This window comes from Anoxybacillus thermarum, from assembly GCF_000836725.1.
Classification (GTDB): Bacteria; Bacillota; Bacilli; order Bacillales; family Anoxybacillaceae; genus Anoxybacillus; species Anoxybacillus thermarum.
Genome location: NZ_JXTH01000021.1, coordinates 1 through 25492, shown reverse-complemented (window position 1 = coordinate 25492; position 25492 = coordinate 1). Strand labels below are relative to the sequence as shown.

General features: G+C 41.8%; 26 protein-coding genes, 1 tRNA gene, 1 pseudogene and 1 other annotated feature (1 of these 29 cut by a window edge). Of the genes and pseudogenes, 1 reads left to right on the top strand and 27 read right to left on the bottom strand.

What is annotated here, in order from left to right; translation table 11 throughout:
• Positions 1–29 (bottom strand) — a binding site (T-box leader); it reaches 229 nt to the left of the window's first position.
• Between the two features lie 12 nt (positions 30–41).
• The 12 genes from ilvE to LH47_RS06780 form a co-directional block, all read right to left on the bottom strand.
• On the bottom strand, positions 42–944 hold the full coding sequence (gene ilvE / locus LH47_RS06835; RefSeq protein WP_009361780.1) for a branched-chain-amino-acid transaminase: 903 nt from the start codon (positions 942–944) through the stop codon (positions 42–44).
• A 265-nt stretch (positions 945–1209) separates the two neighbouring features.
• Positions 1210–1283, bottom strand: a tRNA-Arg gene (locus tag LH47_RS06830).
• Positions 1284–1385: 102 nt separating this feature from the next.
• Positions 1386–1898: a metallophosphoesterase family protein gene (locus LH47_RS06825; RefSeq protein ID WP_043965920.1), complete on the bottom strand. Its 513-nt coding sequence runs from the start codon at positions 1896–1898 to the stop codon at positions 1386–1388.
• On the bottom strand, positions 1895–2506 hold the full coding sequence (locus tag LH47_RS06820) for an XTP/dITP diphosphatase (protein WP_043965918.1): 612 nt from the start codon (positions 2504–2506) through the stop codon (positions 1895–1897). Before LH47_RS06820 ends, LH47_RS06825 begins: the two co-directional genes overlap by 4 nt.
• Positions 2503–3270, bottom strand: coding sequence for a ribonuclease PH (gene rph, locus LH47_RS06815; RefSeq protein WP_043965917.1), 768 nt, complete (start codon positions 3268–3270; stop codon positions 2503–2505). Before rph ends, LH47_RS06820 begins: the two co-directional genes overlap by 4 nt.
• A 93-nt stretch (positions 3271–3363) precedes the next feature.
• A complete protein-coding gene (locus LH47_RS06810; protein WP_043965915.1) occupies positions 3364–4410 on the bottom strand; it encodes a GerMN domain-containing protein in 1047 nt (348 codons plus the stop codon).
• A 91-nt stretch (positions 4411–4501) separates the two neighbouring features.
• A complete protein-coding gene (gene racE, locus LH47_RS06805; protein ID WP_043965913.1) occupies positions 4502–5299 on the bottom strand; it encodes a glutamate racemase in 798 nt (265 codons plus the stop codon).
• Between the two features lie 110 nt (positions 5300–5409).
• Entirely contained in the window at positions 5410–5625 is a 216-nt protein-coding gene (locus tag LH47_RS06800) for a helix-turn-helix domain-containing protein (RefSeq protein WP_032100525.1), read from the bottom strand.
• Between the two features lie 80 nt (positions 5626–5705).
• Positions 5706–6155: an acyl-CoA thioesterase gene (locus LH47_RS06795; RefSeq protein WP_043965911.1), complete on the bottom strand. Its 450-nt coding sequence runs from the start codon at positions 6153–6155 to the stop codon at positions 5706–5708.
• A 64-nt stretch (positions 6156–6219) separates the two neighbouring features.
• Positions 6220–6981, bottom strand: a complete 762-nt coding sequence (gene sdhB / locus LH47_RS06790; RefSeq protein WP_043965909.1) for a succinate dehydrogenase iron-sulfur subunit — start codon at positions 6979–6981, stop codon at positions 6220–6222.
• Positions 6978–8738 (bottom strand): succinate dehydrogenase flavoprotein subunit, encoded by a 1761-nt coding sequence (gene sdhA, locus LH47_RS06785; RefSeq protein ID WP_035049252.1) that lies wholly within the window; start codon positions 8736–8738, stop codon positions 6978–6980. Before sdhA ends, sdhB begins: the two co-directional genes overlap by 4 nt.
• A 27-nt stretch (positions 8739–8765) precedes the next feature.
• The gene (locus tag LH47_RS06780; RefSeq protein ID WP_043965907.1) at positions 8766–9374 is read right to left on the bottom strand and encodes a succinate dehydrogenase cytochrome b558 subunit; all 609 of its coding nucleotides are present in this window, start codon (positions 9372–9374) and stop codon (positions 8766–8768) included.
• Positions 9375–9660: 286 nt separating this feature from the next.
• Between LH47_RS06780 and LH47_RS06775 the strand changes: the two genes are divergently transcribed.
• Positions 9661–10098 (top strand): YslB family protein, encoded by a 438-nt coding sequence (locus LH47_RS06775; RefSeq protein WP_084221274.1) that lies wholly within the window; start codon positions 9661–9663, stop codon positions 10096–10098.
• 3 nt (positions 10099–10101) lie between these two features.
• On the opposite strand, the gene uvrC is transcribed toward LH47_RS06775, so the two are convergent.
• The 15 genes and pseudogenes from uvrC to LH47_RS06700 form a co-directional block, all read right to left on the bottom strand.
• Positions 10102–11883, bottom strand: coding sequence for an excinuclease ABC subunit UvrC (uvrC, locus tag LH47_RS06770; protein ID WP_043965903.1), 1782 nt, complete (start codon positions 11881–11883; stop codon positions 10102–10104).
• A complete protein-coding gene (locus LH47_RS06765) occupies positions 11876–13276 on the bottom strand; it encodes a glycosyltransferase family protein (protein WP_043965901.1) in 1401 nt (466 codons plus the stop codon). Before LH47_RS06765 ends, uvrC begins: the two co-directional genes overlap by 8 nt.
• Positions 13277–13321: 45 nt before the next feature.
• Positions 13322–14245 carry an FTR1 family iron permease gene (locus LH47_RS06760; protein ID WP_043965900.1) on the bottom strand — a complete coding sequence of 308 codons (924 nt, stop codon included), beginning with the start codon at positions 14243–14245 and terminating at the stop codon, positions 13322–13324.
• 18 nt (positions 14246–14263) lie between these two features.
• Complete coding sequence (locus LH47_RS06755) at positions 14264–15010, bottom strand: hypothetical protein (protein WP_043965898.1); 747 nt, start codon at positions 15008–15010, stop codon at positions 14264–14266.
• A 76-nt stretch (positions 15011–15086) separates the two neighbouring features.
• Positions 15087–15809 (bottom strand): glycosyltransferase family 2 protein, encoded by a 723-nt coding sequence (locus LH47_RS06750; protein WP_043965895.1) that lies wholly within the window; start codon positions 15807–15809, stop codon positions 15087–15089.
• Complete coding sequence (locus tag LH47_RS06745; RefSeq protein ID WP_043965894.1) at positions 15809–17248, bottom strand: alkaline phosphatase family protein; 1440 nt, start codon at positions 17246–17248, stop codon at positions 15809–15811. The genes LH47_RS06750 and LH47_RS06745 overlap by 1 nt, the downstream gene beginning before the upstream one ends.
• Positions 17245–18162 (bottom strand): lysylphosphatidylglycerol synthase transmembrane domain-containing protein, encoded by a 918-nt coding sequence (locus LH47_RS06740; protein WP_043965892.1) that lies wholly within the window; start codon positions 18160–18162, stop codon positions 17245–17247. Before LH47_RS06740 ends, LH47_RS06745 begins: the two co-directional genes overlap by 4 nt.
• Complete coding sequence (locus LH47_RS06735) at positions 18152–19099, bottom strand: NAD-dependent epimerase/dehydratase family protein (RefSeq protein ID WP_043965890.1); 948 nt, start codon at positions 19097–19099, stop codon at positions 18152–18154. The genes LH47_RS06740 and LH47_RS06735 overlap by 11 nt, the downstream gene beginning before the upstream one ends.
• Before the next feature lie 76 nt (positions 19100–19175).
• Entirely contained in the window at positions 19176–20384 is a 1209-nt protein-coding gene (locus LH47_RS06730) for a hypothetical protein (protein ID WP_043965888.1), read from the bottom strand.
• A gap of 126 nt (positions 20385–20510) precedes the next feature.
• Positions 20511–20825, bottom strand: a complete 315-nt coding sequence (gene trxA / locus LH47_RS06725) for a thioredoxin (protein WP_043965887.1) — start codon at positions 20823–20825, stop codon at positions 20511–20513.
• Positions 20826–20971: 146 nt separating this feature from the next.
• A complete protein-coding gene (locus LH47_RS06720) occupies positions 20972–21949 on the bottom strand; it encodes an electron transfer flavoprotein subunit alpha/FixB family protein (protein ID WP_043965885.1) in 978 nt (325 codons plus the stop codon).
• Between the two features lie 16 nt (positions 21950–21965).
• Complete coding sequence (locus tag LH47_RS06715) at positions 21966–22739, bottom strand: electron transfer flavoprotein subunit beta/FixA family protein (protein ID WP_043965883.1); 774 nt, start codon at positions 22737–22739, stop codon at positions 21966–21968.
• Positions 22740–22754: 15 nt separating this feature from the next.
• Complete coding sequence (locus LH47_RS06710; RefSeq protein ID WP_043965882.1) at positions 22755–23522, bottom strand: enoyl-CoA hydratase; 768 nt, start codon at positions 23520–23522, stop codon at positions 22755–22757.
• A gap of 38 nt (positions 23523–23560) precedes the next feature.
• The gene (locus LH47_RS06705) at positions 23561–24142 is read right to left on the bottom strand and encodes a TetR/AcrR family transcriptional regulator (protein WP_043965880.1); all 582 of its coding nucleotides are present in this window, start codon (positions 24140–24142) and stop codon (positions 23561–23563) included.
• A gap of 97 nt (positions 24143–24239) precedes the next feature.
• A pseudogene (locus tag LH47_RS06700) lies at positions 24240–25196 on the bottom strand (AMP-binding protein); the annotation flags it as partial.
• Positions 25197–25492: the final 296 nt, after the last annotated feature.

Genomic DNA, 25492 nt, shown 5'->3' with positions numbered 1-25492 from the left:
TAGCTACTTATCCTCTTCAACGCTTTTTTCTTATTTACTTGTCATCCTGCATTCACATTTTGTGTAGCATACACTTTTACGCCTTCTGAAACGACTCGTTTGCGAAACTCTTCTAACAACCGTTTTGTATGTTCGCCCGGTACACCGTCGCCAATGACACGACCATCGACTTTGACGACCGCAATGACTTCTGCTGCGGTTCCTGTTAAAAATACTTCGTCTGCCGTGTACACATCATGACGAGTGAATGGTTCTTCTTTAACGACATAGCCGAGGTCTTTAGCGATGTCCATAATTGCATCGCGCGTAATGCCTTCAAGCGCCCCGACATACCCTGGTGGTGTATATAACACGCCGTTTTTGACGATAAATACGTTATCTGCTGAGCCTTCAGCGACATATCCTTGGTCGTTGAGCATAAGCGCTTCGCTGACGTTTGCTAAATGCGCTTCAATTCGTACTAATACGTTGTTTAAATAGTTTAACGATTTTACTTTCGGGCTTAGTACATCTGGTCGATTTCGTCTCGTTGCTACAGTAACGACTTCAATGCCCGTTTCATATAAATGTTTTGGGAAGATTGCCAACGGTTCGACAATGACAACTACTTGTGGCTTCGGACATTTGTATGGATCAAGTCCAAGGTCACCGACACCGCGCGACACGACCACGCGAATATAAGCGTCTTCAAAGCCGTTTTTTTGCACCGTCTGGACGATAATATTTGTTAATTCTTCTTTTGTGTACGGAATGTTCAATAAAATGGATTTCGCTGAATTGTATAAGCGGTCAATATGTTCTTTCATGCGAAACACGTTGCCGCTGTACACACGAATTCCTTCAAACACCCCATCCCCATAAAGAAAACCGTGATCGTATACAGAGATTTTTGCATTTTCTTTTGTGACAAATTCATCGTTTAGAAAAATCCACTGTTCACTCAATGTTTTTCCCCTCTTCCCCTGTTCGCCGTCTCTTGCTCCTTATGTTGATTGCGACTTTTGTTAGATTTATTTGAAAATTATCATACGACCATTTACCAAAAGAGTCAATACTATTTCATTGAATTTTTTGATTATTTCGATTAGTTAAAACTTTATGTATCCGCTTACATAATTGATATATCAAGGAAAAGAAAGGGTATAAAAAATTTTGAACATTTTTTGACTAATAAAAAAAATCCCCTTGCTTATGCAAGAGGATTATTAACGTCCCAGGAGAGATTCGAACTCCCGACCGACGGCTTAGAAGGCCGTTGCTCTATCCAGCTGAGCTACTGGGACACAATAATAATAGCATGGCGCCTTTATATCGTGGTTTGGACAATTGTTATTGTAATGATGTTTATGAAAAAAGTCAATAGGGGCGATAGAATTTTCTTGCCCCTATTGTGTTTTGTATATGCTCGTTAAATCATGAAGGAGTTGGCCGTCGATGTTGTAAAAATGTACGGTTATGTTTGTTTCGTCTATATGAAGCATGGCATATGTTTTTTCACGACGCAGGCGCGGTAAATAAATGCTTCCTGGATTAATGAAAAAGACGTCATCGATCTGTTCACATCCTGCAATGTGCGAATGACCGAAGCAGACGATGCATGCCCCAACTTCTTTCGCTTTATAATATAGATTCATGAGCGTCATTTTGACGTTGTACAAATGACCATGTGTAATGAAAAAGCGAACACCATTCACATCTTCAACAAGATCGGTTGGAAAACGACGTTCATGGTCGCAATTTCCTCGCACAACAAGCATATGTTGCAACGCTTCATGATCGCTCGTTAACTCCGAGTCACCGCAATGAATGATTGCATCGACATGTTGTTTATGACGTGAAACGATTGTTTGTAATTCGGTTGTTAATCCGTGGCTATCGCTCATGATTAATACGTTCACGACTCATTCTCCTTTTCAAACAGCTTGTCCCATATGCTCAAAAGATGTTGTAACGCCTTTGCCCGATGGCTTATTTCATTTTTCTCCTCTTTTGTTAATTGAGCCATTGTTCGCTGTTTTTCAGGCACGTAAAAAATTGGGTCGTACCCAAAACCGTTCCCACCTATCGGCTCTTCTGTAATATATCCTTCGCACACACCGTCTACGGTCGTGGTTTCCCCGTTCGGTTTTGCAACAGCTAACGTGCAATGAAAACGGGCAGTTCGTTGTTCAAAAGGCACACCTTGTAACTTTGTAAGCACTTTTTCAATGTTGGCTTGATCGTCTTTTCCTTCGCCAGCGTAACGAGCCGAGTATACGCCCGGCTCACCGTTTAGCGCATCAACGATTAAACCCGAATCATCTGCAATGACGACTTCATGAAGCATATTCGCAATCGTCGTTGCTTTTAATATCGCATTGTCTGCAAACGTCGTTCCCGTTTCTTCAACATCTGGTATATCATTGTAGTCAAGAAGCGAACGAACGTCGATTCCTTTTTTCCCAAACAACTGTTGAAACTCGGCTACTTTTCCTTTGTTTTTTGTGGCAATGATCATCCGCTTCACTTTGCTTCTTCCCCTTCCAAACGATGTTGCATAATTTGTTCCGCAAGAGAACCAAGTGCTTCTTTTTGTCGAGCAATAAGCTCGTGAATGCCTTTTTCAGCAACCGTTAATAAATCGAGCAACTGCTCGTACGAAAATGTCGCTTCTTCCCCTGTTCCTTGAATTTCAACAAAGCGCCCCGATCCTGTCATGACAACATTCATATCGACATGTGCTTTTGAATCTTCAACGTAATTTAAATCTAAAATAATTCCATGCTCTTCATCTATTCCGACTGATGTGGCAGCTAAAAAATCTGTAATCGGTAGCGTCGGTAATTTTTTTTCTTCGACCATTTTTCCGAGCGCCAACGTCATGGCAACAAATGCCCCTGTAATTGACGCTGTGCGCGTTCCACCGTCCGCTTGAATGACATCACAATCAATCCAAATCGTTTTTTCCCCTAATTTTTGCAAATCAACAACAGAACGAAGCGCTCGGCCAATGAGCCGTTGAATTTCCATCGTTCGCCCTGACAACTTTCCTTTGCTTGCTTCGCGAATGTTTCGTTGCTCGGTTGCCCGCGGAATCATCGCATACTCCGCAGTAATCCATCCTTTTCCCCCCCCACGCATAAACGGTGGAACTTTATCTTCGATGCTTGCTGTACAAATGACTTTCGTATCGCCAATGGCAATGAGCACCGAACCTTCTGGATGTTTTAAATAGTTTGGTTCAATATGTACGGGACGAAGCTCTTCATTTGTTCTACCATCTACTCTCACAAAAAATCCTCCTCAATGTATGTTCACGAAATAAGAGGCAGGAATACTGCCTCTCGACGATAAATCTCTATATAGTATAGCAAAAAATTGGTTTCAAAAACTACCTGTGTTCACATTTTGCGGTCTTGTTACCGGTTCGGATAACGGTTTGCCACTTTCATCAACTAATTCCGCTTTTCCGTTCACTGTAATGGCAACGCTCTCCACTCCTGGCTGTTCTGTTAACGACAACACTAAACAATTGAGCACATGCGTCGACACAACGTTTTTCTCCACGCTGCCATAAATCGCTTCGTTAAAGTTTAACGTCACTTTTCCATTTTCATATTTTGGCGCTTCTAACAATTTTGCATCGGCTTGAAAATCGCTTAATAACCCAGAACCGTAGCTCGGTCCTTTAATCAGTTCATTCACAACCGCGGCTAACTCATCTTGTTCGCTATTCGGTACGCGTCTCGTTACCGGTACATAATACGTTTGTTTCCCGTCTTGCGCTAAAAAGTAGACGATGACCGGATGCGTATTCGTAATATCGACAACACCGTTCGTTTCAATGTTAATTCCGTCATCTCTGCTTAATTCGTCGCTAATTGGCGTTCCGTTGACCGGCATCATGTTTTGGTCATGGCCATTCATGCGAATTTTTACACGTTTCACATTATCAAATTGCGTCACCGTCCATGTGATTGCTTGTAAAATTCGCTTTTCATCTTCTGGACGATAATTCGCAAATTCTTTCGAAAAATCAATAACAAGCGTGCCATCTTGTTTTAAATTGACACTTAACACTTGGGTGTCAGCTGGAAGAACGGCACGAAATCCGTTTGGCAACAGCTCTGAAATTGGTCCATTTTCTACTAAATATTCGAGTACTTGTTTTGCAGCTGCGTTTGTTTTTGGCAAGGCAAACGTTTGTGGAACGACAAAGCCGTTTTTATCAATTAAGTACAATTCGCGTTGAACGGTTTCTGTCGCTTGTTCTTTTTGTGCTGCTTCCTTTTCTTGCAACGCTTGCTCGGCTTCTATATACGTTACATCTTTTGGTGGATCAATTTCCTTTGTTGCTTTTTCACCTCCAAACAGCCCACATCCTGATAGAATAAAAACAAACATTGTTACAATGATCCATACGCGGCGCATGGACTCCCCTCCTCACACGGTTTGTACTACTATGTATACGAGCCGTACAAAAAAGTAGAACAAAAAAATCCTTCGGCATATGCGAAGGATTTTAAAATAATTGGATCGTTTCGACATGTTCAATTGGATGACCAAACCATTTCGAAGCAATTTGTTGAAACATTTCTTTCGGTCCAGTCGTTAAAAATATATGTTCGCGACGTTTATTCCCCGTATAAAGCAAATCGCTATGATGCAAAATCGTGCTCACTTCCCGCGCCGTTTCATCGCCAGAACAAATAAGTTTCACGTGCTCCCCCATATATTGTTGAATAAGTGGACTTAAAAGCGGATAATGTGTACAGCCTAAAATGAGCGTATCAATCGGTCGATCTTTTAACGGTTGAAGCGATTCGGCAACAATTTGCTTTGCTTCTTCCCCTTCAAACTGTCCGCTTTCCACTAAAGGAACAAACTTTGGACAAGCTAAACTTTCTACTTTCACATCACTATTAATGGATTTTATCGCTTGTTCGTACGCGCTGCTTTTCACCGTTCCGATCGTGCCGATGACACCGATATGATAGTTTTTTGTAATTTTTAACGCGGTACGAGCGCCAGGATGAATGACACCGATCACGGGAATGTTGAGCGTATCGCGAATTTCTTCTAGTGCGACAGCAGTTGCTGTGTTACATGCAATAACGAGCATTTTTATGTCATATCCAAGCAAATAGTTCGTCATTTCCCATGTAAATTGTCGAATTTCTTCCCGTGGTCTCGGTCCGTATGGACAGCGTGCCGTGTCTCCTAAATATACAATTTGTTCTTTTGGTAGTTGGCGCATGATTTCTCTTGCAACCGTTAATCCACCAACGCCTGAATCAATAACTCCAATCGGTCTTTCCAATGTATTCGCCTCATTCTTTGTTGATGTATGACAAAACATCTTTCATTATAACACACATCAAATCAATAGAAAACCGGCTTGCCTAAACTGAAAAGGCGAGCCGGTTTTCTTTATAGTTCAAGTTCTCCCATTCGAAGCAATTCAACGACAGCTTGTGAGCGCCCCTTTACCCCAAGCTTTTGCATTGCATTCGAAATGTGGTTACGAACTGTTTTCTCGCTAATGAACAGTTCACTAGCAATCTCTTTCGTCGTCTTGTCTTGCAACAACAGTTCGAACACTTCTCGTTCTCTTTTTGTGAGCAGCGGCTTCTGATTCAAGTGGATAACCCTCCTTGCTTTTACCAGACCGAAACGGATGGGTATATATTTAGTCAACATATCGTATGCAAGAAGGGAAATAACGGTTACATCTTTTCTACTAATCGCGCACGTGCGCTTTCGTCCCAAGCGACTCCTTTTCCTGTCGTTTTTGACATTTGTACCATCGTCCCACGCCCTGTAAATGCAATCGTTCCATCTTGCTTTTTCCCAACGTAATGTAAATCGACAGAAGAGTTGCCGATGTGTGCCACTTTTACGCCGATATGTAGCTGCTCACCAAAATATACTTGTTGTAAAAAGTCGCATTGTAAATTCGCCACTACCGGAATGGCATCATGTTCTTTCCCTAACCAATCGTTCATAAAGCCGAGATGTTCAAAAAATGCGATGCGCGCCTCTTCAAAATATACAAAAGGAACCGTATTGTTTAAATGACCAAACATATCTGTTTCTGAAAAGCGAACACGCACCGGATGAAAAAAAGAAAAACGTTGCTCCCATTCTTTTATGTCGTTAATATAAGAGATTTTCACTTTCCCTCTCCCCCTCTACAAAGATGAAAACGTAAGGCCGACTCTTTAAGAGCCGACCTTTTTGTTACACTTCATCGCTACCGAAGAAATTGCGGAACATTTGAATCGTTGCTGCGCGGTTCAATGCCGCAATAGACGTTGTGAGCGGAATGCCTTTCGGGCAAGATTGCACGCAGTTTTGTGAATTTCCGCAGTTCGCTAATCCACCATCACCCATAATCGCTTCAAGACGCTCCGCTTTATGCATCGCTCCTGTTGGATGAGCATTAAATAAGCGCACTTGCGAAAGCGGTGCCGGTCCGATAAAGTTTGATTTGCTGTTGACATTTGGACAAGCTTCTAAACATACTCCACACGTCATACATTTAGATAGCTCATACGCCCATTGCCGTTTGCGCTCTGGCATGCGCGGCCCCGGACCTAAATCGTATGTTCCGTCAATTGGAATCCATGCTTTTACTTTTTTCAACGAATCAAACATGCGGCTACGGTCGACTTGCAAGTCACGAATGACAGGGAACGTGCGCATCGGTTCTAAACGAATAGGCTGCTCAAGCTGATCAACGAGCGCCGTACACGATTGACGCGGCTTGCCGTTAATCACCATCGAACAAGCGCCACACACTTCTTCTAAACAGTTCATTTCCCAAGCAACAGGCGTCGTTTTTTCTCCTTTCGCATTGACCGGATTGCGCCGAATTTCCATGAGCACCGAAATAATATTCATATTCGGACGATACGGAATGACAAACTCTTCTTCATAAGGGGCTGTATCCGGACGGTCTTGTCTCGTGACAATAATCCGAATCGTTCTATTTTCGCTCATGATTTCACTTCCCCTTTCTTTTTCGTATAGTCGCGCTTGCGCGGTTTAATGAGTGATGTATCCACTTCGCGATAATGGAATGATGGTCCATCTGGCGTGAAGCTTGCCATCGTTGTTTTTAACCATTCTTCATCGTTTCGCTCAGGAAACTCTGGCTTATAGTGCGCTCCACGGCTTTCGTTACGGTTGTAAGCACCGAGCGTAATGACGCGGGCTAGCTGCAACATGTTATAAAGCTGACGTGTAAACGATGCACCTTGGTTGCTCCATTTCGCTGTATCGTTAATGTTAATGTTTTTATAACGCTCAAGCAATTCTTGAATTTTTTCATCTGTTTTTAATAGTTTATCATTATAACGAACGACCGTAACGTTATCTGTCATCCATTCACCAAGCTCTTTATGCAAGACGTAGGCGTTTTCTGTGCCGTCCATCGCCATAATTTGCGCCCATTTTTCTTGTTCTTGTTTTAAATAACGATCGTATAAAGAAGAAGGCATTGCATCTGCTGATTTTTCAAGCCCTTTCATATATTCAACTGCTTTTGGACCAGCTACCATTCCACCATAAATCGCAGATAATAACGAGTTCGCGCCGAGACGGTTAGCCCCGTGCATCGAATAGTCGCACTCGCCTGCGGCAAACAATCCTTTAATGTTTGTCATTTGATCATAATCAACCCATAATCCACCCATTGAATAGTGGACAGCTGGGAATATTTTCATCGGTACTTTTCTTGGATCTTCACCCATGAACTTTTCATAAATTTCAATAATGCCACCTAACTTAATATCAAGCTCTTTCGGATCTTTATGCGATAAATCTAAATAAACCATGTTTTCGCCGTTAATACCGAGCTTTAAGTCGACACACACATGGAAAATTTCACGCGTCGCAATATCGCGTGGAACGAGGTTTCCGTAAGCCGGATATTTTTCCTCCAAGAAATACCAAGGTTTTCCATCTTTATACGTCCAAACTCGCCCACCTTCTCCACGCGCTGATTCACTCATTAAACGAAGCTTATCATCGCCCGGAATAGCTGTCGGATGAATTTGGATAAACTCTCCGTTTGCATAATACGCACCTTGTTGATAAACGATCGATGCTGCTGAACCTGTATTAATGATCGAGTTTGTTGACTTCCCGAAAATAATCCCCGGACCGCCTGTTGCCATGATGACCGCATCTGCTGGGAATGCTTTAATCTCCATCGTTGTCAAGTTTTGCGCGACAATTCCGCGACATACTTGCTCATCATCTAAAACAGCACCTAAAAACTCCCAACCTTCATATTTTGTCACTAAACCAGCGACTTCGTGACGGCGCACTTGTTCATCAAGCGCGTAAAGAAGCTGCTGTCCTGTCGTTGCCCCTGCGTATGCAGTACGGTGATGTTGCGTTCCACCAAAGCGCCGGAAGTCAAGCAATCCCTCTGGCGTACGGTTGAACATGACACCCATGCGATCAAGCAAATGAATAATGCCCGGGGCCGCTTCACACATCGCTTTTACTGGAGGTTGATCAGCTAAAAAGTCCCCACCATATACTGTATCATCGAAGTGTTCCCACGGAGAGTCCCCTTCTCCTTTTGTGTTGACCGCACCGTTAATGCCACCTTGTGCACAAACAGAGTGAGACCGCTTCACAGGAACTAATGAAAATAAATCTACTTTTACGCCTGCTTCGGCAATTTTAATTGTTGCCATTAAGCCGGCAAGACCCCCACCAACAACGATAATTTTTCCTTTACTCATGTCTCCTCACTCCTTCAATGTTGTGGATTAAACGAATGCTAAAATCGCGCGTATACCAACGATCGAAAGCGCGACAAAAATCCCCATTGTCACGTATGTAGAAATTTGTTGTGAACGAGGAGTCACTGTAATACCCCAGCTAACGAAAAACGACCATAACCCGTTCGCAAAGTGAAACACCGCAGAAACGATTCCAACAATATAAAATGCAAGCATAAACGGGTTCGCAACGATGTTCGCCATCATGTCATAGTTCACTTCCACACCAAATGCGGCTTGAACGCGCGTTTCCCATACGTGCCAGACGACGAAAATGAGCGTAATAATTCCCGTTAAGCGTTGCAACATAAACATCCAGTTACGAAAATATCCGTAACGACTGACATTGTTTTGTGCCGTAAATGCGATATATAGCCCATAGATGGCATGGAATAATAGCGGAAGAAAAATAACGAAAATTTCCAAAAAGTACCGAAACGGTAGCTGCTCCATAAAAGCTGCCGCCTTATTAAATGCATCCGCTCCTCTTGTTGCAAAATGGTTAACAACTAAATGCTGTGTTAAAAACAGCCCGACTGGAATGACTCCGAGCAATGAGTGGAGTCGACGATAAAAAAACTCTCGATTTTGTGCCATACATAACCCCCCTTGAAATTGTCATCTTCCTTTTCTATGAGCTCCCATCCGCATCTACTAGACAATGACCAACAGAGGTGTAAACACTTCCATTTCCATTGATCATTGTCACATTCATTGTACTCCCAGAATGTAGGAGCGTCAAGAAAAGGTGTTCACGAAATGTTCAATCATTTCAAATTTTAAAACAACTATACTTCTAGTGAAGTCCGAAATAAAAGAAAAGTCAATACTGTTTTTCGGATTGTTGTGCGCTATAATGAAAAAATAGAGAGGGGAATTGAACGTGAGCGGGCATGAACAGTGGAAACAAATAAACATTTCTGCTTTTAGCGACTTTTTATTTCGGAAAGAATTGTTGCCAAATTTGTTTGGGAAAGAAACCCCTTTTATTTTATATTGGGCAGGAAAAGATTTAGCGAGAAAATACCCGCTAGGTACAATCGACGATATCATCGGTTTTTTTGAACAAGCGGGTTGGGGAAATTTATCGCTGCTTGAAGAAAAAAAAGATCAATGTGAACTTCAATTAGAAGGACCGCTCGTTGCGATGCGGTTCGATTATAGTGAAGATTGCACATTTCAACTTGAAGCGGGCTTTCTTGCCCAACAGTTTGAGCAACAAAAAGGATATGTCACAGAAGCGTTTGAACAACAAAAACGACGCGCCAAAACCGTTTTATTTACAGTCAAATGGGACCGAAAAGATGAAGCTGACCAATGATGGTCAGCTTTCGTACGTTTGAAGCGTTTCATAAATTTTTTGGGCAACATGTTTTGGAATATTCGCCTCTTGCAACTGCTCCACCGTCGCTTCTTTCATTTTTTTAATCGATCCGAAATGTTGCAATAACGCTTGTTTTCTTTTTGTTCCGACCCCCGGAATTTTATCGAGAATCGAAGAAAATGCTGACTTGGATCTCACTTGGCGATGAAATGTAATGGCAAAACGATGCACTTCCTCTTGAATGCGCTGCAGCAAATAAAACTCTTGACTATTTTTCTCTAATGAAACAATGCTCGGTGGATTACCAAAAAGGAAATGTGAAGTGCGGTGTTTCTCATCTTTCACTAACCCAGCGATCGGAATCGATAACCCAAGCTCGCATTCCAACACTTCTTTTGCAGCTTGTATTTGCCCTTTTCCTCCATCGACAACAATGAGATGAGGAAGAGGCAACTGCTCGCGCAACACGCGCGTGTACCGTCGGCGAATAATTTCACGCATCGACTCGTAATCATCTGCCCCTTGCACCGTTTTTATTTTATATTTACGATATTCTTTTTTTTCCGGTTTTCCGTCAATAAATACAACCATCGCAGCGACGGCGTCTGTTCCTTGAATGTTTGAGTTATCAAACGCCTCGATTCGATGAGGCGTCGGAATCCCAAGCGCTTCACCTAGCCGTTCAACCGCGCGAATCGTTCGTTCTTCGTCACGTTCAATTAAAAAGAACTTTTCTTGCAAAGCCATTTGCGCATTTTTACAAGCTAACTCAACAAGTTCTTTCTTTTTGCCGCTTTTCGGCTGTGTGACGTTTACATCGAGCAATTTCGCCGCCATTTCTCCATCGATTTCTCGCGGCAATACAACTTCACGCGGCTTTAAATGATAATGTTTACTGTAAAATTGACCTAAAAACGTTAAAAATTCTTCTTCCGGCTCTTGGTACAGCGGAAACATCGACACGTTTCGTTCGATGAGCTTCCCTTGGCGAATAAAAAATACTTGGACGCACATCCATCCTTTATCGTACGCATATCCAAAAATGTCGCGGTCCACGAAATCGTGTAAAATCATTTTTTGTTTTTCCATTAATGTTTCGATATACGAAATTTGGTCGCGATATTCTTTCGCCCGCTCAAACTGTAACTGTTCCGCTGCTTCCATCATCTTTTCTGTCAATTTCTCTTTCACTTCTTTATAGCCGCCGTTTAAAAACCGCGTAATTTGTTCAACAATTTGTTTATTTTCTTCCTCCGATACGTGATATTCACAAGGGCCTAAACATTGTCCCATATGATAATATAAACAAACTTTTTTCGGCATCTTCTCACATTTTCTTAACGGATATAAGCGATCGAGCAATTTTTTCGTTTCATGTGCCGCGTGGGCGTTTGGATACGGACCGAAATATTTTCCTTTATCTTTTTTCACCGTGCGTGTAATGATCAGACGGGGATGCGTCTCCCCTGTAATTTTAATAAACGGGTAGCTTTTGTCATCTTTTAACATGACGTTATATTTCGGATCGTATTTTTTTATTAAATTCATTTCTAAAATGAGCGCCTCTAAATTAGAGGACGTCACGATATATTCAAAATCAGCAATTTCATTCACTAAGCGAAGCGTTTTGCCGTCATGTGTGCCTGTAAAATAAGACCGAACACGATTTTTCAACACTTTCGCTTTTCCAACGTAAATGACCGTTCCGTGTGCATCTTTCATTAAATAGCAGCCCGGCTGATCGGGCAAAATCGCTAACTTTTCTTTTAATCGCTCATTCACGTTTTTCCTCCTCTCGCCATTCATATACTGTGATGCGCCCATATACAGGATCAGATAATAAGCTCGATTCATACGTCCGAATCGTGCGAATATATGGACGAACGTCTATACCTTGCGCTTGAAACCCTTTGACGACACGATCGGTTACATACACTTTCGCGCGCGGAAACATCGCTTTTTCTCTTTGGAAAACATCGAATGAAAAGACGCGTTCATGCGGAAAAGAAACACGTAAGTATTCAAGCACGCGCGTTTCTTCCCATGTAAATAAGATGAAGCGCTCTTCTTTCTGCTCAAAATCATACGCCAACTGATACGTCGCTGGCAACTGTGTCGCTTGACGGTTTACCCCTTGTATGCCGATTGCCGTTTGAAAAACGAGTAAAGCGAGCATAATGGTCAGGCGAAGGCGCGATGTCGACTGAAGGGCGCTTGCGAACAAAAAAAATGAAACGATGATGACAACCGGCAATATATGCCTTGGCTTTTCAATATTTTGCGCAAATAGCGCCCAAAAAAAATACGTCAATAAAAGCAAACGATATAAATTCGGAAGAAATATGTGCTTCCACGTCATAAAGAACAAAATAGCAAAACAACTAAGTAGCCATACAGACTGCTTTGCCATGCCTGTCCAAATGATATTATAAAAAATAAGCATATATACTCGCTGCCAAAACGGCGCTTCATCCGTTGAAACCGTTCCTCCCCATTGTGTAAAGTGCCCTGTTACGAATGAAAGTGCAAGCTGCCAAAAACCTTCTCCTTCTGTTGCAGCTACTGCACCTATCCAAATGAATTGAAACGCAACCGCTGCCAAACTGTATAACAAAAGCTGTGTCAAACGATACCTCCGCTTCCACCAAACATATAATATACCAACCCCAAAAGGAATGTACGATAAGCGAATACCAAGCATGATGCTAAATAATAATAACGGTAGCCATTGCACATGAACACGGTTCGAGTGAAGCGCACGTTCTAAACTCCACACATACCACCATAAAAGAGCGAGAGCACTCCCCTCCGACATCGGTTGTGAAACGATTAACATGACGTAGCTAAGCGATTGGACGAGTGCTGTAATGAAGACCGCATACTTTTTTTCTACGTATATTTTAGCAAGCAAATAAATTGGAATTATCGCACTCGTCATCAGTAATCCATTCCAAATCGCAAGCGCTTTAGCAGCATTGTCAACAAACGAATGAATGAGCATCCCGCCAAAAATAAAATACGGATATCCTGGAAAATGTGGTTGCATCGCAAGTAAATCATATCGATCGAGGGCGAGAGCAAAGTCCACTTCATCCCACGTTGCTGCAAACGGGCTAGCATAGACGAAATACGATGCGCATACTGCAAACAGCACGATGATTGAAACAATTCGCACAATAAAACCCTCCTAAGTAAAAAAGTACAAGGCTTCCCTTGTACTTTACATCACTTGTTGTTCAAGCACCTTCTCATTTTTTTCGTTTTTTTCTTCTTTTTCTTCTTTCGCACCATAACGTGTTTTCACAAGTAAATAAATGACGACGAAATAACCAATATATGCTAATACTTCTTCAAGTGATGGCATCGATGAATAACCGAATAACGCCTTGAAGAAAATACCGACATCGCCAGAAAGAATCGGTTCTTGTCCTGTGTCACGCACGAAATGTTCATGGTCAATCGGATGTTCCGGCATGAACCATGTAATATCGTACACGTGCGGCATCACGCTACCGATAATTTTTAAATCTTGCAACATCGAAATTCCTTGCACAAGCAACCCAGCGGCAATCAAAATGATAAATGCACCTGTGACTTTAAAAAACGTTTTTAACGGTACGCGCATCGTTCCTTTAAAAAACATGTAGCTGACAATAGCAGCGATCGTTAAACCGGTAATGGCTCCCCATCCTTGTACCGCTGCTCCGATGTTTCCACCTGTAATGGCAGCAAAGAAAAAGACCGTCTCCACTCCTTCACGCAGTACAACTAAAAACGAATGCATCACCATACCAAATACGTCCCCTTTAGACACGTATTTGCTCATTTTCCCTTCCATACTACTTTTTATATCTTTGCTATGTTCTGCCATCCAAAATACCATTTGCGTCAGCAAGATGGAAGAAATAAAAATGATGCTCACCTTTAAATATATTTCGCTTGCCATCGTGGAAAAACCAGTAAGCACGACTTGGAATAATAATGCGACAATCGCGCTTGCAAACACAGCTAGCCCTGCGCCGAGCCAAACATATTTCACATAACGTGATTGATCAATGCGCTTCAAATACGATGTAATAATTCCAACAATTAATAGCGCTTCTAACGCTTCACGAAACGTAATGAGCAGTGCTTGAACTTCCAACGCACGCGCCCCCTTTCTTTACTTCCGTTTTCTCACGGCATACACGACAACCGCAACGATAACAGCGATAATAGCAATAATCGGAATCCAATTTTTCACATCTGACAAATCCGTCCATTCCTTCTTTTTTGCCGCTGCTAATCGATCTAAATCTTCTTCAGTAAAATGACCCGTTTCAATATTTTCTAATTCAAATTGATCTTGTAACGCTTTCAAAATCGTTTGTTTGCTTTCTTTAAATTGATTGATGTTCGATTCTTTCTTTCCTACTCCAAACAATCCCGGATTTCCGAGCGATTGAAGGGCAACATCGAACTGTTGTTTTAATTTTTCATCTAACTCGGCATCGTTTTGTTGTACAATCGGGGAAAGGGCTTTATATGTAGCAAATGCTTTCGCTAATAAACGTTTGCTCGTATCGTAATTATCGAAATTATTTTCTACATTCTCTAAACGACGGGCAACGTTTAACACAAGCACTTTTTGCATTGCTGAAACAATCGTATCCTCATCTTTATTTTCAATCGCCTCTAAAATAATCGCAGACGGTTCAGGACCCATATGCATATCAATTTCTTTTTGCACCGTTTCATAAATCGCCTTCACTTCATCGAACTTTTTCTCTTGCGCTTTGGCGATCATCTCTTTATATGCTTCAGCAACCGCTTCTTCGTTCGGATCACCGTATGAGTAAGCGAATGAAGACATAGGGGCTGAAGTGAAAATTAATATCATTGATAAACAAAAAAATAAAAACTTTTTCACTCCGATCTCCTCCTTCGATGATAATGATAATAATTATCATGATTGTTGTCAAGAAAAAATGCTAGAGAATGACTCTCTAGCGTTGTTGAACAGAGTGCATATACTTTCTTTTCACCGGACGACACATTTCTTTCACGATAGCAGGAAGAACGTGTTTTAAGTAAGCTGTGAACTTAATAAACGACTGACCTGTTGTCCTCACTTGATATACAATCGGCACTTCTTTTAAGCGGAATCCTTTGCGAACTAAATTTAACGTCAATACTTGAGCGTAGTTGTAATCATGAATAATTTCCGCTTCTTCCATCGCCTCGCGTGAAAAAGCCCGCATGCCTGATTGACCATCGTAAATCCATGTTTTTAATAAGATGGATTGAAGCAACGTAAACATATAATTTCCGATGCGGCGATGCCATTTCATCCCATGAATCGTTCCTAGAAAGCGAGAACCCATCGTATAATCCGCTTCTCCACATAAAATAGGTATGATGAGATCTGGGATTTGCTCTGGCGGATATTCATTATCTGCATCAATCATGACACCGATGTCGGCATCAAGCTCTACACATTGTTGTAAACCAGTGCGTACAGCTGCCCCTAACCCACGATTTCGTTCGTGTCGATAAATGAAATCAGCTCCCGCCTGCTTAGCGACGTCAACCGTACGATCCGTTGAGCCGTCGTCAACGACTAGTACATGCACTTCTATATTCGATCCAATATGCCTCGGAATACGACGAATGACTTCTCCAATCGCTTCTTCCTCGTTATGTGCAGGCAAAAATACAACGACTTTCATCATCTTCCCTCTTTCTTCAGCGCTTCGACTAACACAGGGCCACGGCTATGGCTCGGATATGGAGCTCCTAACAAATAAGCAATCGTTGGAGCAAGGGAAACGAGACTATGTTTTTCGTCAATGCGCTTTCCTTTTTCAATCATCGGACCGTGCATGAAAAATGGGACATACCGTTCTCCTTCGTCTAGATGACCGTGTCCACCAATTCCATCCGCTTGTCCATGATCGGCACAAACGATGAGCGTCGTGTTGTCCATTTTCCCTTTCTCGTGTAGCCATTCAACAAATTGTTGAATGAGCCGATCAACTTCTTCAATTTTTTGCACATACTCATCATAATGTACACCGCGACTATGGCCGGTTTGATCCGTTCCAATGAATTGAACGACGAATAAATCTAAATCTTGTTCGGCCATGATTTGCTTCGCCCTCTCCATAATGTTACGGTCTGCCACATCGTTATGCATGACAGCTGTAACTGTTTCGACATCATTTCCTAGGGAATCGACAAGATGAGCGATACCGAGCACTTTTCCTTTTTTCCCTACTCTTCGAAGTGAGTCAAAAATACTCTCTACTCGAATGCCTAGCTTCCATACCATATTTGAACGAATGCCGTGCTCAAACGGATACGTTCCTGTAAGCATCGACGTAAAACAAACGACCGTTCGTGCAGGATATACTGTTTCCATTTGTGTAAAATCTGTTCCATTGGCACGGAGCGATTTTAAAAATGGAGCATTCGCTTGTTCAAAACGATCCTTTCTCATCCCATCAATCACAAGGACGATGACACGATCGCTCAACGACTTATCATTTGTCGGCACATTGTTCGTATAATGATCGATCACTTTCGGCTTCCAGTCAAATAAATAGCGATGTAAAATAAATGACCATATAAAAACAAATGCGTAAAAAGCAATGAATGACGGAACATGTACATCATGTTGCATCCCGTATTCCCACGTAGAAAGAAGAAGCAACACTTTCGGTAATTGTTCTTGTGCATTTCCACTCGTAGAGTCGCTATTTTTTAATACGAGTTTCCAAAAGCGAGTGAAATTCAACCACGTCGTTCCAATGCGTAGATGATAATATAACGTTCCCCAAAAGAAAACGGTAAAAAAGAAGTAAAGACTGACAGCAAGCAAAAGTAAGCTCGTTGGAACGAAAGACCAAATCATTAAAAACATGACGTACGGAACCCATAAATAGTTACGTAAAAATAACGGATAGTCATATACGTAGTACAAAACGAAAAGGGGGATGGTGAGTAAAAAGCTACGAAATAGCTTTTCCCCTTCTTCCAACGTCATACCATCAAATAAATGAAAAAGGAGCATCGTCCCGATGACGAAAATCGGAGTGAATGGCTTTCCTTCATTTAATAAATTCCAACATCTTGCCGCTATTTTTTCAAACTTCGATGCTTTTTTCACGCCGCGTCCTCCTTTCGAGCGAATGTCCATAATGTCGGGATGCGAAACCATACATATAGTCCGACGACATAAGAAAATAAAAATTTAAACAAATGGGTCACTAACGCAAGGGCGTATGCTTGTTCCCAATACGGATGAATGCGCGTTAACGCAAATGCCATAACGGCTTCATACGTGGCTAATCCTCCTGGAGTCATTTGAAATATTTGTCCTCCAACGGTCATACTATTTACCCATAACGATTGAGCAAATGAAAGTGGAAAGGCAACCATTTTCGCCATTTCAAACAAAACGACAGCTTCACATATCCAACTGAAAACAATAGCAACAACAATCAGCACAAAGCGACGGCTTTTCCATATCATGTTCCAATGTTGTTTATGTTTTTGTAGCCATGACAAATCGATGCGTTGAAGGACGAAAAACAAAACAACGATGCCGCCGAAAACGAGGGGGAACATAACGGCGGAACGAATAACGGTGTGCATATAAACGATTGCACCGAAAAAAGCAAAGAAAAATAAAACGATCAAATCGAGAAGGCGTAATACAATGACAGACTCGGCAACAATGGCAAACAGGATGCGATCTCGCCTTGCGCATATGCCAATGCGAGCAGCATCTCCAATTTTAATCGGAAAAATGTGATTGATAAATAAACTAGCAAATAACCCATCGATACACGTTTGAAAACGAGCTTGAGGCAAATACCATTTCCATGCCATTGCACGTAAAACAAAAGCAAGTCCATACATGATGAACATATAACTTGCGTGCCACGGTTGCGAGACAAGCGTGTGCATAAGATCGAACAACAGTTGGGCATTAAAATGTTGAACGGTCATCCATATAAATATGGCTATACATACAAGACTAATGAGCCGTATAACGATGTTGATTTGTTTATTTTTCATATTGCTTCGCCCATTCAATCGTCTTTGCCAATCCTTCTCGTAACGATACGAGCGGCTCATATCCGAGCTGTTCTTTCGCTTTCGTAATATCCGCCCATGTAGCAACAACATCGCCAAGCCGCGAAGGTTCGTAATGAATGCGCATATGTGGAAAATGGTCTTGCAACTCTGCAAGCAACTGCTTCATCGTCACAGGTTGACCAGCCCCAAGATTAAACACATCACTTGCCCCTTTTCGATCTAGCGCTCGAATCATTCCATCAACAATATCATCAATAAACGTATAATCGCGAGCTGTATGTTCACCGTAAACGGTAATCGGCTCGTCGCGCAACAATTGACGTATGAATTTACTAATGGCCATATCCGGCCGCCCCCACGGTCCGTATACAGTAAAATAACGAAAAATTGTCATCGTGTAGCCGTATATATGCGCATATGCATGACAAAACGATTCCGCACTATATTTTGCCGCTGCATACGGGGAAACGACTTGTCCATTCGCCATATCTTCTTTTAATGGCTGAAACGCTTGATCACCGTACACAGAAGAAGAAGAGGCGAATAACACATGCTCAACCTCCGCCTCCCCTGCTGCTTGCAATACGTTTACTGTCGCTTTCACATCGTAGTCAATATATGCAAGCGGCTCCGTTAATGATGGCTGTACGCCAGGCAGCGCCGCTAAATGAAACACAACGTTAGGGCGATGATGTAAAAAAATTTGCTTGAGTGCATCTGAATGTAAAATATCTACATGATAAAAATGAAAAAAACCGACGTCTTTTATTTGTTGAAGCTGACGCTGTTTCCGATATGTTGAATAGTACGGATGAAAATTGTCGATCACAACGAGCTCATGCCCGAGTTCAAGTATTTTTTTCCCTAGATGACTACCAATAAATCCTGCTCCACCTGTGATACATACTTTTGTCATTTATCTGACTCCCTCATCGTTTATGCGCTACTATTGTATCACACCAAAAAAGCCGCGTGTTATGCGCGGCTCTTTTTTATTGAATGATCGCACTGACAGCATCAAGCATAGCTTTGCTATGTTGAGCAGCTTCATCTTTTTTGTTTTCAGCAATGGCATTATACCATTTTTCTGCAGTAGCAAACACGTCTGCTGCTTTTTGCTCACCTAATTTTGCTTTCACATCTAATTCGATCGCTTTTAAGAACATGTTACCTTCTAACGCTTTCACCTTCGCTTCGACAATGTTGTTTTCATCTAATTGCGCTGGTGCTTTTTCATGATAGCCTTTCATTTTACCAAACAACGCTTTTGCAAATAATGCGCCTACTTCTTCTGCTTTAATGTTTTTGTAATCATTATTCAATGATAAAATCTCATCTAAGCGAGTTGTTGCAGCTTCATCACCTTCAGCTAAAGAGCCTTTGATCGCTTGGAAAAAGCCCCACGCTTCTGCTTGTTGACCTTTTAGCTCATCTTCTGCTTTACCTTCTTTCACACCTGCTTCAATTTTTTCAGCATATGATTTTGATGCTAAATAGTAGCTGCGATAAATCGATTTATCCGTTAACTGAATGTACACTTTAAAATCATCTACGTTGTTTGCTTTTAACGCTTCTTCTTGGGCAGCTAAACCAGCGTTAATGCTTTGCTCAAGGCTAGATTCTCCTGTTAATTGATAATATTCATCACGTTTCATCGCTGTTGGAACGAAAATTTCCGCTGCTAGCAACTTAATTTGTTCGAACAATGTTGTCGCTTTTTGTTGGTCGCCAGCTTCAAGTGCAGCTACAACGTCTTTTTGCAATTTCTTTTGCAACTGATAAAAATATGACTGCGTCACTTTATCTACAATTTGGCGCGCTGGATGTACGTTTAGCTCTCCGCTTTTTCCACCTTGAATCGCTGCTTCAATCGTTTGGGCAAATGTACCATCTAGTTCGTTCATTGGCTTTTGTAGTTGCTCTGTATATGTTTTTTCTACAAGATTCCAATCAACTGGTTGTCCTTCTTTCGCTTTTTCTGTTTCTGTTTTGATCGCCTTATAAGCATCAATGAACGTTTGAACGTCTATTTGCTCTTCTGCTTGCTCCGTTTCAGCTTGTTGTTGCTCTTCTTGTTTTTCCTCTACTTTCGTTTCTTCCTTTTTCTCTGTCGTTTCCGCTTTTTGTTGTCCGCAACCTGCAAGCACACCACCTGCTAATAAAAACATAGCAAATACAGCTTTTAATTGACGTTTTTTCATTTCGTATGTATCCCCCTTTTTTGATAACGATTATCATTAACCGTTATTATTATAGTAGAGAACGATTTTCAATGTCAATATAAAATTTCAAAAAAAAATACCTCGGATTTCTCCGAGGCGTTTCGATTATAAATGCTTGCTTAAAAGACCAACAAGCGCTTCTTTTGGTTGGAAACCAACTGTTTTGTCGACAACTTCACCGTTTTTGAAGACAAATAATGTTGGGATGCTCATAACGCCAAATTTTCCAGCTGTTTCTGGGTTGTCATCGACATTCACTTTAACAACCTTCACTTTGCCAGCAAGCTCGCGATCAACTTCTTCTAATACAGGTGCAATCATTTTGCAAGGTCCGCACCAAGGTGCCCAGAAGTCAACGAGCACAACCCCTTCTTTTACTTCATTCACAAACGTTTGATCTGTTGCATTTACAATTGCCATGTTTCATTCCTCCTCAAATATTTCAGTTCCATGCACATAGTATACCATTGAACGTATTCATTACGCCAATCTTTTGCTTCGCTTCTACTATTTCCTTGTCGTTAAAAAATATGCTGAAAAGAAAAGGCAAAGCATCATGCTCTGCCTTATGAATGTACTTTTAGTTTTTTAAACTCCTCAATTAAAAGCGGAACGACTTCAAACAAGTCGCCAACGATGCCGTAGTCTGCTACTTTGAAAATATTCGCTTCTGGATCTTTATTAATTGCTACAATCACTTTCGAGTTAGACATACCTGCTAAATGTTGGATAGCACCAGAAATGCCGCATGCAATATATAAGTCTGGTGTAACAACTTTTCCTGTTTGACCAATTTGGAGAGAGTAATCGCAATATCCTGCATCGCACGCTCCACGCGATGCTCCAACCGCACCGCCAAGCAAGTTCGCTAACTCTTTTAGCGGTTCGAATCCCTCAGCGCTTTTCACGCCGCGGCCTCCAGCAACAATAACCTTCGCTTCTGACAAATCGACACCTTCTGCTGTTTTTCGCACAACGTCACGAACGATTGTGCGTAAATCCTTTATATCTACTTGCACGTCAACGATCGTACCTGCACGACTCTCATCTTTTTCAAGTGGAGCGATGTTGTTTGGACGAACAGTAACAAACATGAAACCGTCTGTAACAATTTTCTTTTCAAACGCTTTACCCGAATAAATTGGTCTCGTAAAAACGATATTTCCTCCTGTTTCTTCAACAGCAACAACGTCGGACACAAGTCCAGATTGCCATTTTGCAGCAAGTTTTGGCGATAAATCTTTTCCAAGCGCTGTATGTCCGAATACAATTCCTTCTGGCTTCTCTTGCTCGACAACCGCTTGCAATGCTTGGGCATAGCCGTCTGGTGTATAAGTCGCTAATTTTTCATGCTCGACAACAACGACACGGTCTGCACCGTAAGCAATGAGCTCATTCGCTAATGAGCGAACGCTCGCTCCGACAACGACAGAAACAACCTCTCCGCCTTCCGCGATTGTTTTTGCCGCAGCAACTGCTTCAAATGATACGTTGCGCAACGCTCCATCGCGCACTTCAGCTAATGTTAACACTTTTCTTGCCATAATCCCCATCCCCCTATTAAATGACTTTTGCTTCCGTATGAAGAAGTGAAACGAGTTCTTTTACTTGCTCCGAAATGTCACCTTGTAAAATTTTCCCTTCTTCTTTTTTCGGTGGTAAAAAGATTTCAATCGTTTTCGTTTTTGCTTCGACATCATCTTCTTCTAAATCCAAATCATCAAGCTCTAATTCCTCAAGCGGTTTCTTTTTCGCTTTCATAATCCCCGGCAATGACGGATAACGCGGTTCATTTAAACCTTGTTGCGCCGTCACTAATAACGGTAACGATGTTTCGATCACTTCTTCGTCCCCTTCAACATCACGCACAACTTTCACATTTGTTCCATCAATTTCTAGTTTCGTAATGGTCGTTACGTAAGGAATGCCTAACAATTCAGCAACGCGTGGGCCGACTTGACCAGAACCACCATCAATCGCTACGTTCCCTGCTAAAATTAAATCGGCTTCTTTATCTTTTAAATATTCTGCAAGTACTTTTGCCGTTGTATATTGATCGCGGTTTTCTACATCGTCTTCAATGTTAATGAGCACCGCTTTATCGGCTCCCATTGCAAGCGCTGTGCGAAGCTCTTTTTCCGCATCTTCGTTCCCGACAGTGACAACTGTTACTTCTCCACCGTGTTGATCGCGCACTTGAATCGCTTCTTCAATCGCATATTCATCGTACGGATTAATGATAAATTCCGCACCTTCTTCACTTACTTTCCCATTTTGAACAACAATTTTTTCTTCCGTATCAAATGTACGTTTCATTAATACGAAAATATTCATGTTTCTCTCCCCCTCTTATTTTCCTCGGAACTGTGGTGTCCGTTTTTCGATAAATGCTGAAATGCCTTCTTTCGCATCTTCCGTGACAAAAACTTGTCCAAACAGTTGCGCCTCTTTTTCAACGCATTCATGGAACGTTTTTGTGCGAGCTTCATTAACTAGTTTCAATACCGCTTGAACAGAAATCGGGCTCTTTTGAGCAATTTTTTGTGCAAGTTGCTTCGCTGTATCAAGCAATTGTTCTTCTGGGACGGCTTTGTTTGCTAGTCCCCATTGAACAGCTTCTGTACCTGTGATCGGTTCGCTTGTCCACATCATTTCTAGCGCTTTTGCCATACCGACATGACGCAATAAGCGTTGTGTTCCTGCAAATCCCGGAATGATGCCGAGCTGCAATTCTGGTAAGCCAAGTTTGGCGTTTTCCGCTACGATGCGCAGATGGCAACTCATAGCTAACTCGAGCCCTCCGCCAAGTGCAGCACCGTGAATCGCGGCAATAATCGGTTTCGGAAACTGTTCAATTTTCTCCATCACTTGTTGTCCAGCTCGAGCAAGCTCCGCTGCTTGTTCGCTCGCCTCAATCGCTGTAAACTCTTTAATATCGGCACCAGCTGAAAAAAATCTTCCTTCTCCGTGAAGAACGATGACACGTACTTGTTCGTCTTCTTTTAATGCATCAAGTCGTTCTGAAAGCTCTTTCAAAACAGAAGATGCTAAAGCGTTTGCTGGTGGACGGTGAAGTGCTAAAATCGCCACATACCCCTCTTGTTGAACGGAAAACATGTTCCCCCTCCTTCGTGTATATCGGAAGGTTGTCGTATTTACACACAACAACCTTTCGTTAACAATTGATGAACCGGTTTCGCTAATGCAACGAGATCATATTTTTGCTCATTCATGACCCATGTTGTCACCATTTCGTCAATCGTTCCGAAAATCATTTGACGAGTGAGACGCACATCTAAATCTAAACGAAATTCCCCTTTGTCAATTCCTTCTTGCACAATGCGATCGACAACTTTTAAGTATCCTTTCAAAATTTCATTAATTTTCAGACGTAATGATTTATTCGATTGGCGAAGTTCCAATTGGGTCACGATCGCTAAATGCGGATCCGCCGCTAACATTTGAAAATGTTTTTGAATCAACAAAAATAACTTCTCCGACGGACTCGAAATTCCTTCTATTTCTTCTTCAATTTTTTCGATGAAGTAGCCCATTTTTTCTTGAAACAATGAAATTAAAATATCCTCTTTATTTTTAAAATACAAATAGATCGTCCCATCCGCTACACCGGCTTGTTTCGCAATTTTCGATACTTGCGCTTGATGGTAGCCGTTTTCAGCAATGACAATCACAGCTGCATCAATAATTTGTTTAAACTTCGGTTTGTCGCGTTTCAACTTTGCATTCTCCCTTTCAAAAATATGAATGAATAATCATTCATATTTTTATTTTAAAGAGAGGCCAAAAGCGTGTCAAGAAAAAAACAATCGCCGCTCATTTTTGTTTTTCTTTTTCTTCTTCCACAAGCGCACGGCGCAATATTTTACCAACTGCTGTTTTTGGCAATTCTTTTCTAAATTCATAAATGCGCGGCACTTTATAAGCAGCTAATTTACTTCTCATAAATTGGTCAAGTTCTTCTTCTGTACACTGTTCTCCTTCTTTGAGCACAATAAACGCTTTCACCGTCTCACCACGATAAGCATCTGGTACACCAATGACGACTGCTTCTTGCACTTTCGGATGCTCATACAACACTTCTTCTACTTCGCGTGGATATACGTTATAACCGCTTGCGATAATCATATCTTTTTTTCGGTCGACGACAAAGAAATAACCTTCTTCATTCATATACCCTAAATCGCCCGTATACAACCAACCGTCACGAAGTGTCGCTGCTGTTTCTTCTGGTCGGTTCCAATATCCTTTCATTACTTGTGGACCACGTACAACGATTTCACCAATTTCATTTATGTTTGCTTTCTCTCCCGTTTCTAACGAGACGATCATCGCCTCTGTGTCTGGCCAAGGCACACCGATACTTCCTTTGATTCGTTTTCCGTCCCAAATAAAGTTGGAATGCGTCACAGGGGATGCTTCGGTTAAGCCGTAACCTTCAATAATCTTCCCACCTGTTACTGTTTCAAATTGTTCTTGCACTTCAACTGGAAGCGGAGCTGAACCGCTAATACATATTTTAATTGACGATAAATCATATTTTTTCAAATTCGGGTGGTTGAGCAGCGCAATATAAATCGTTGGAGCGCCTGGAAATAGCGTTGGTCGTTGTTTTTCAATTGTTTTTAACGTCGTTTCGACATCAAACTTCGGCAATAAAATCATTTTATATCCTTCCATAATGGATAAGTTCATGACAGCCGTCATCCCGTATACGTGGAAAAACGGAAGTACACCAAGAATCGATTCATTCCCGCGTTCACATTTATACATGTGTGAGTAAAATATTTGTGGGTGACATTCAGGAATGATTCCCCGACGAGGGTTGCGAACTTTTGTTCGCGACGCTCGTCGGGGCCACCAAGCGAAGCGCGGTAGAAAAAAGCAAATGTCATGCAAAAAGGACTCTCTCCCTGCTATGATGGTGATGACCAACATCAATAAAACAGGAGGGAGAGAGTCCATGAAACATTTTACCACAGAATGGCCTTTATTAAAAGAGCTGGAGGAACAATTAGTCAGAACTCTTCAAAAGGTGTTCGCTGTCTTGTTGGCGGCCCTTTTGGAGG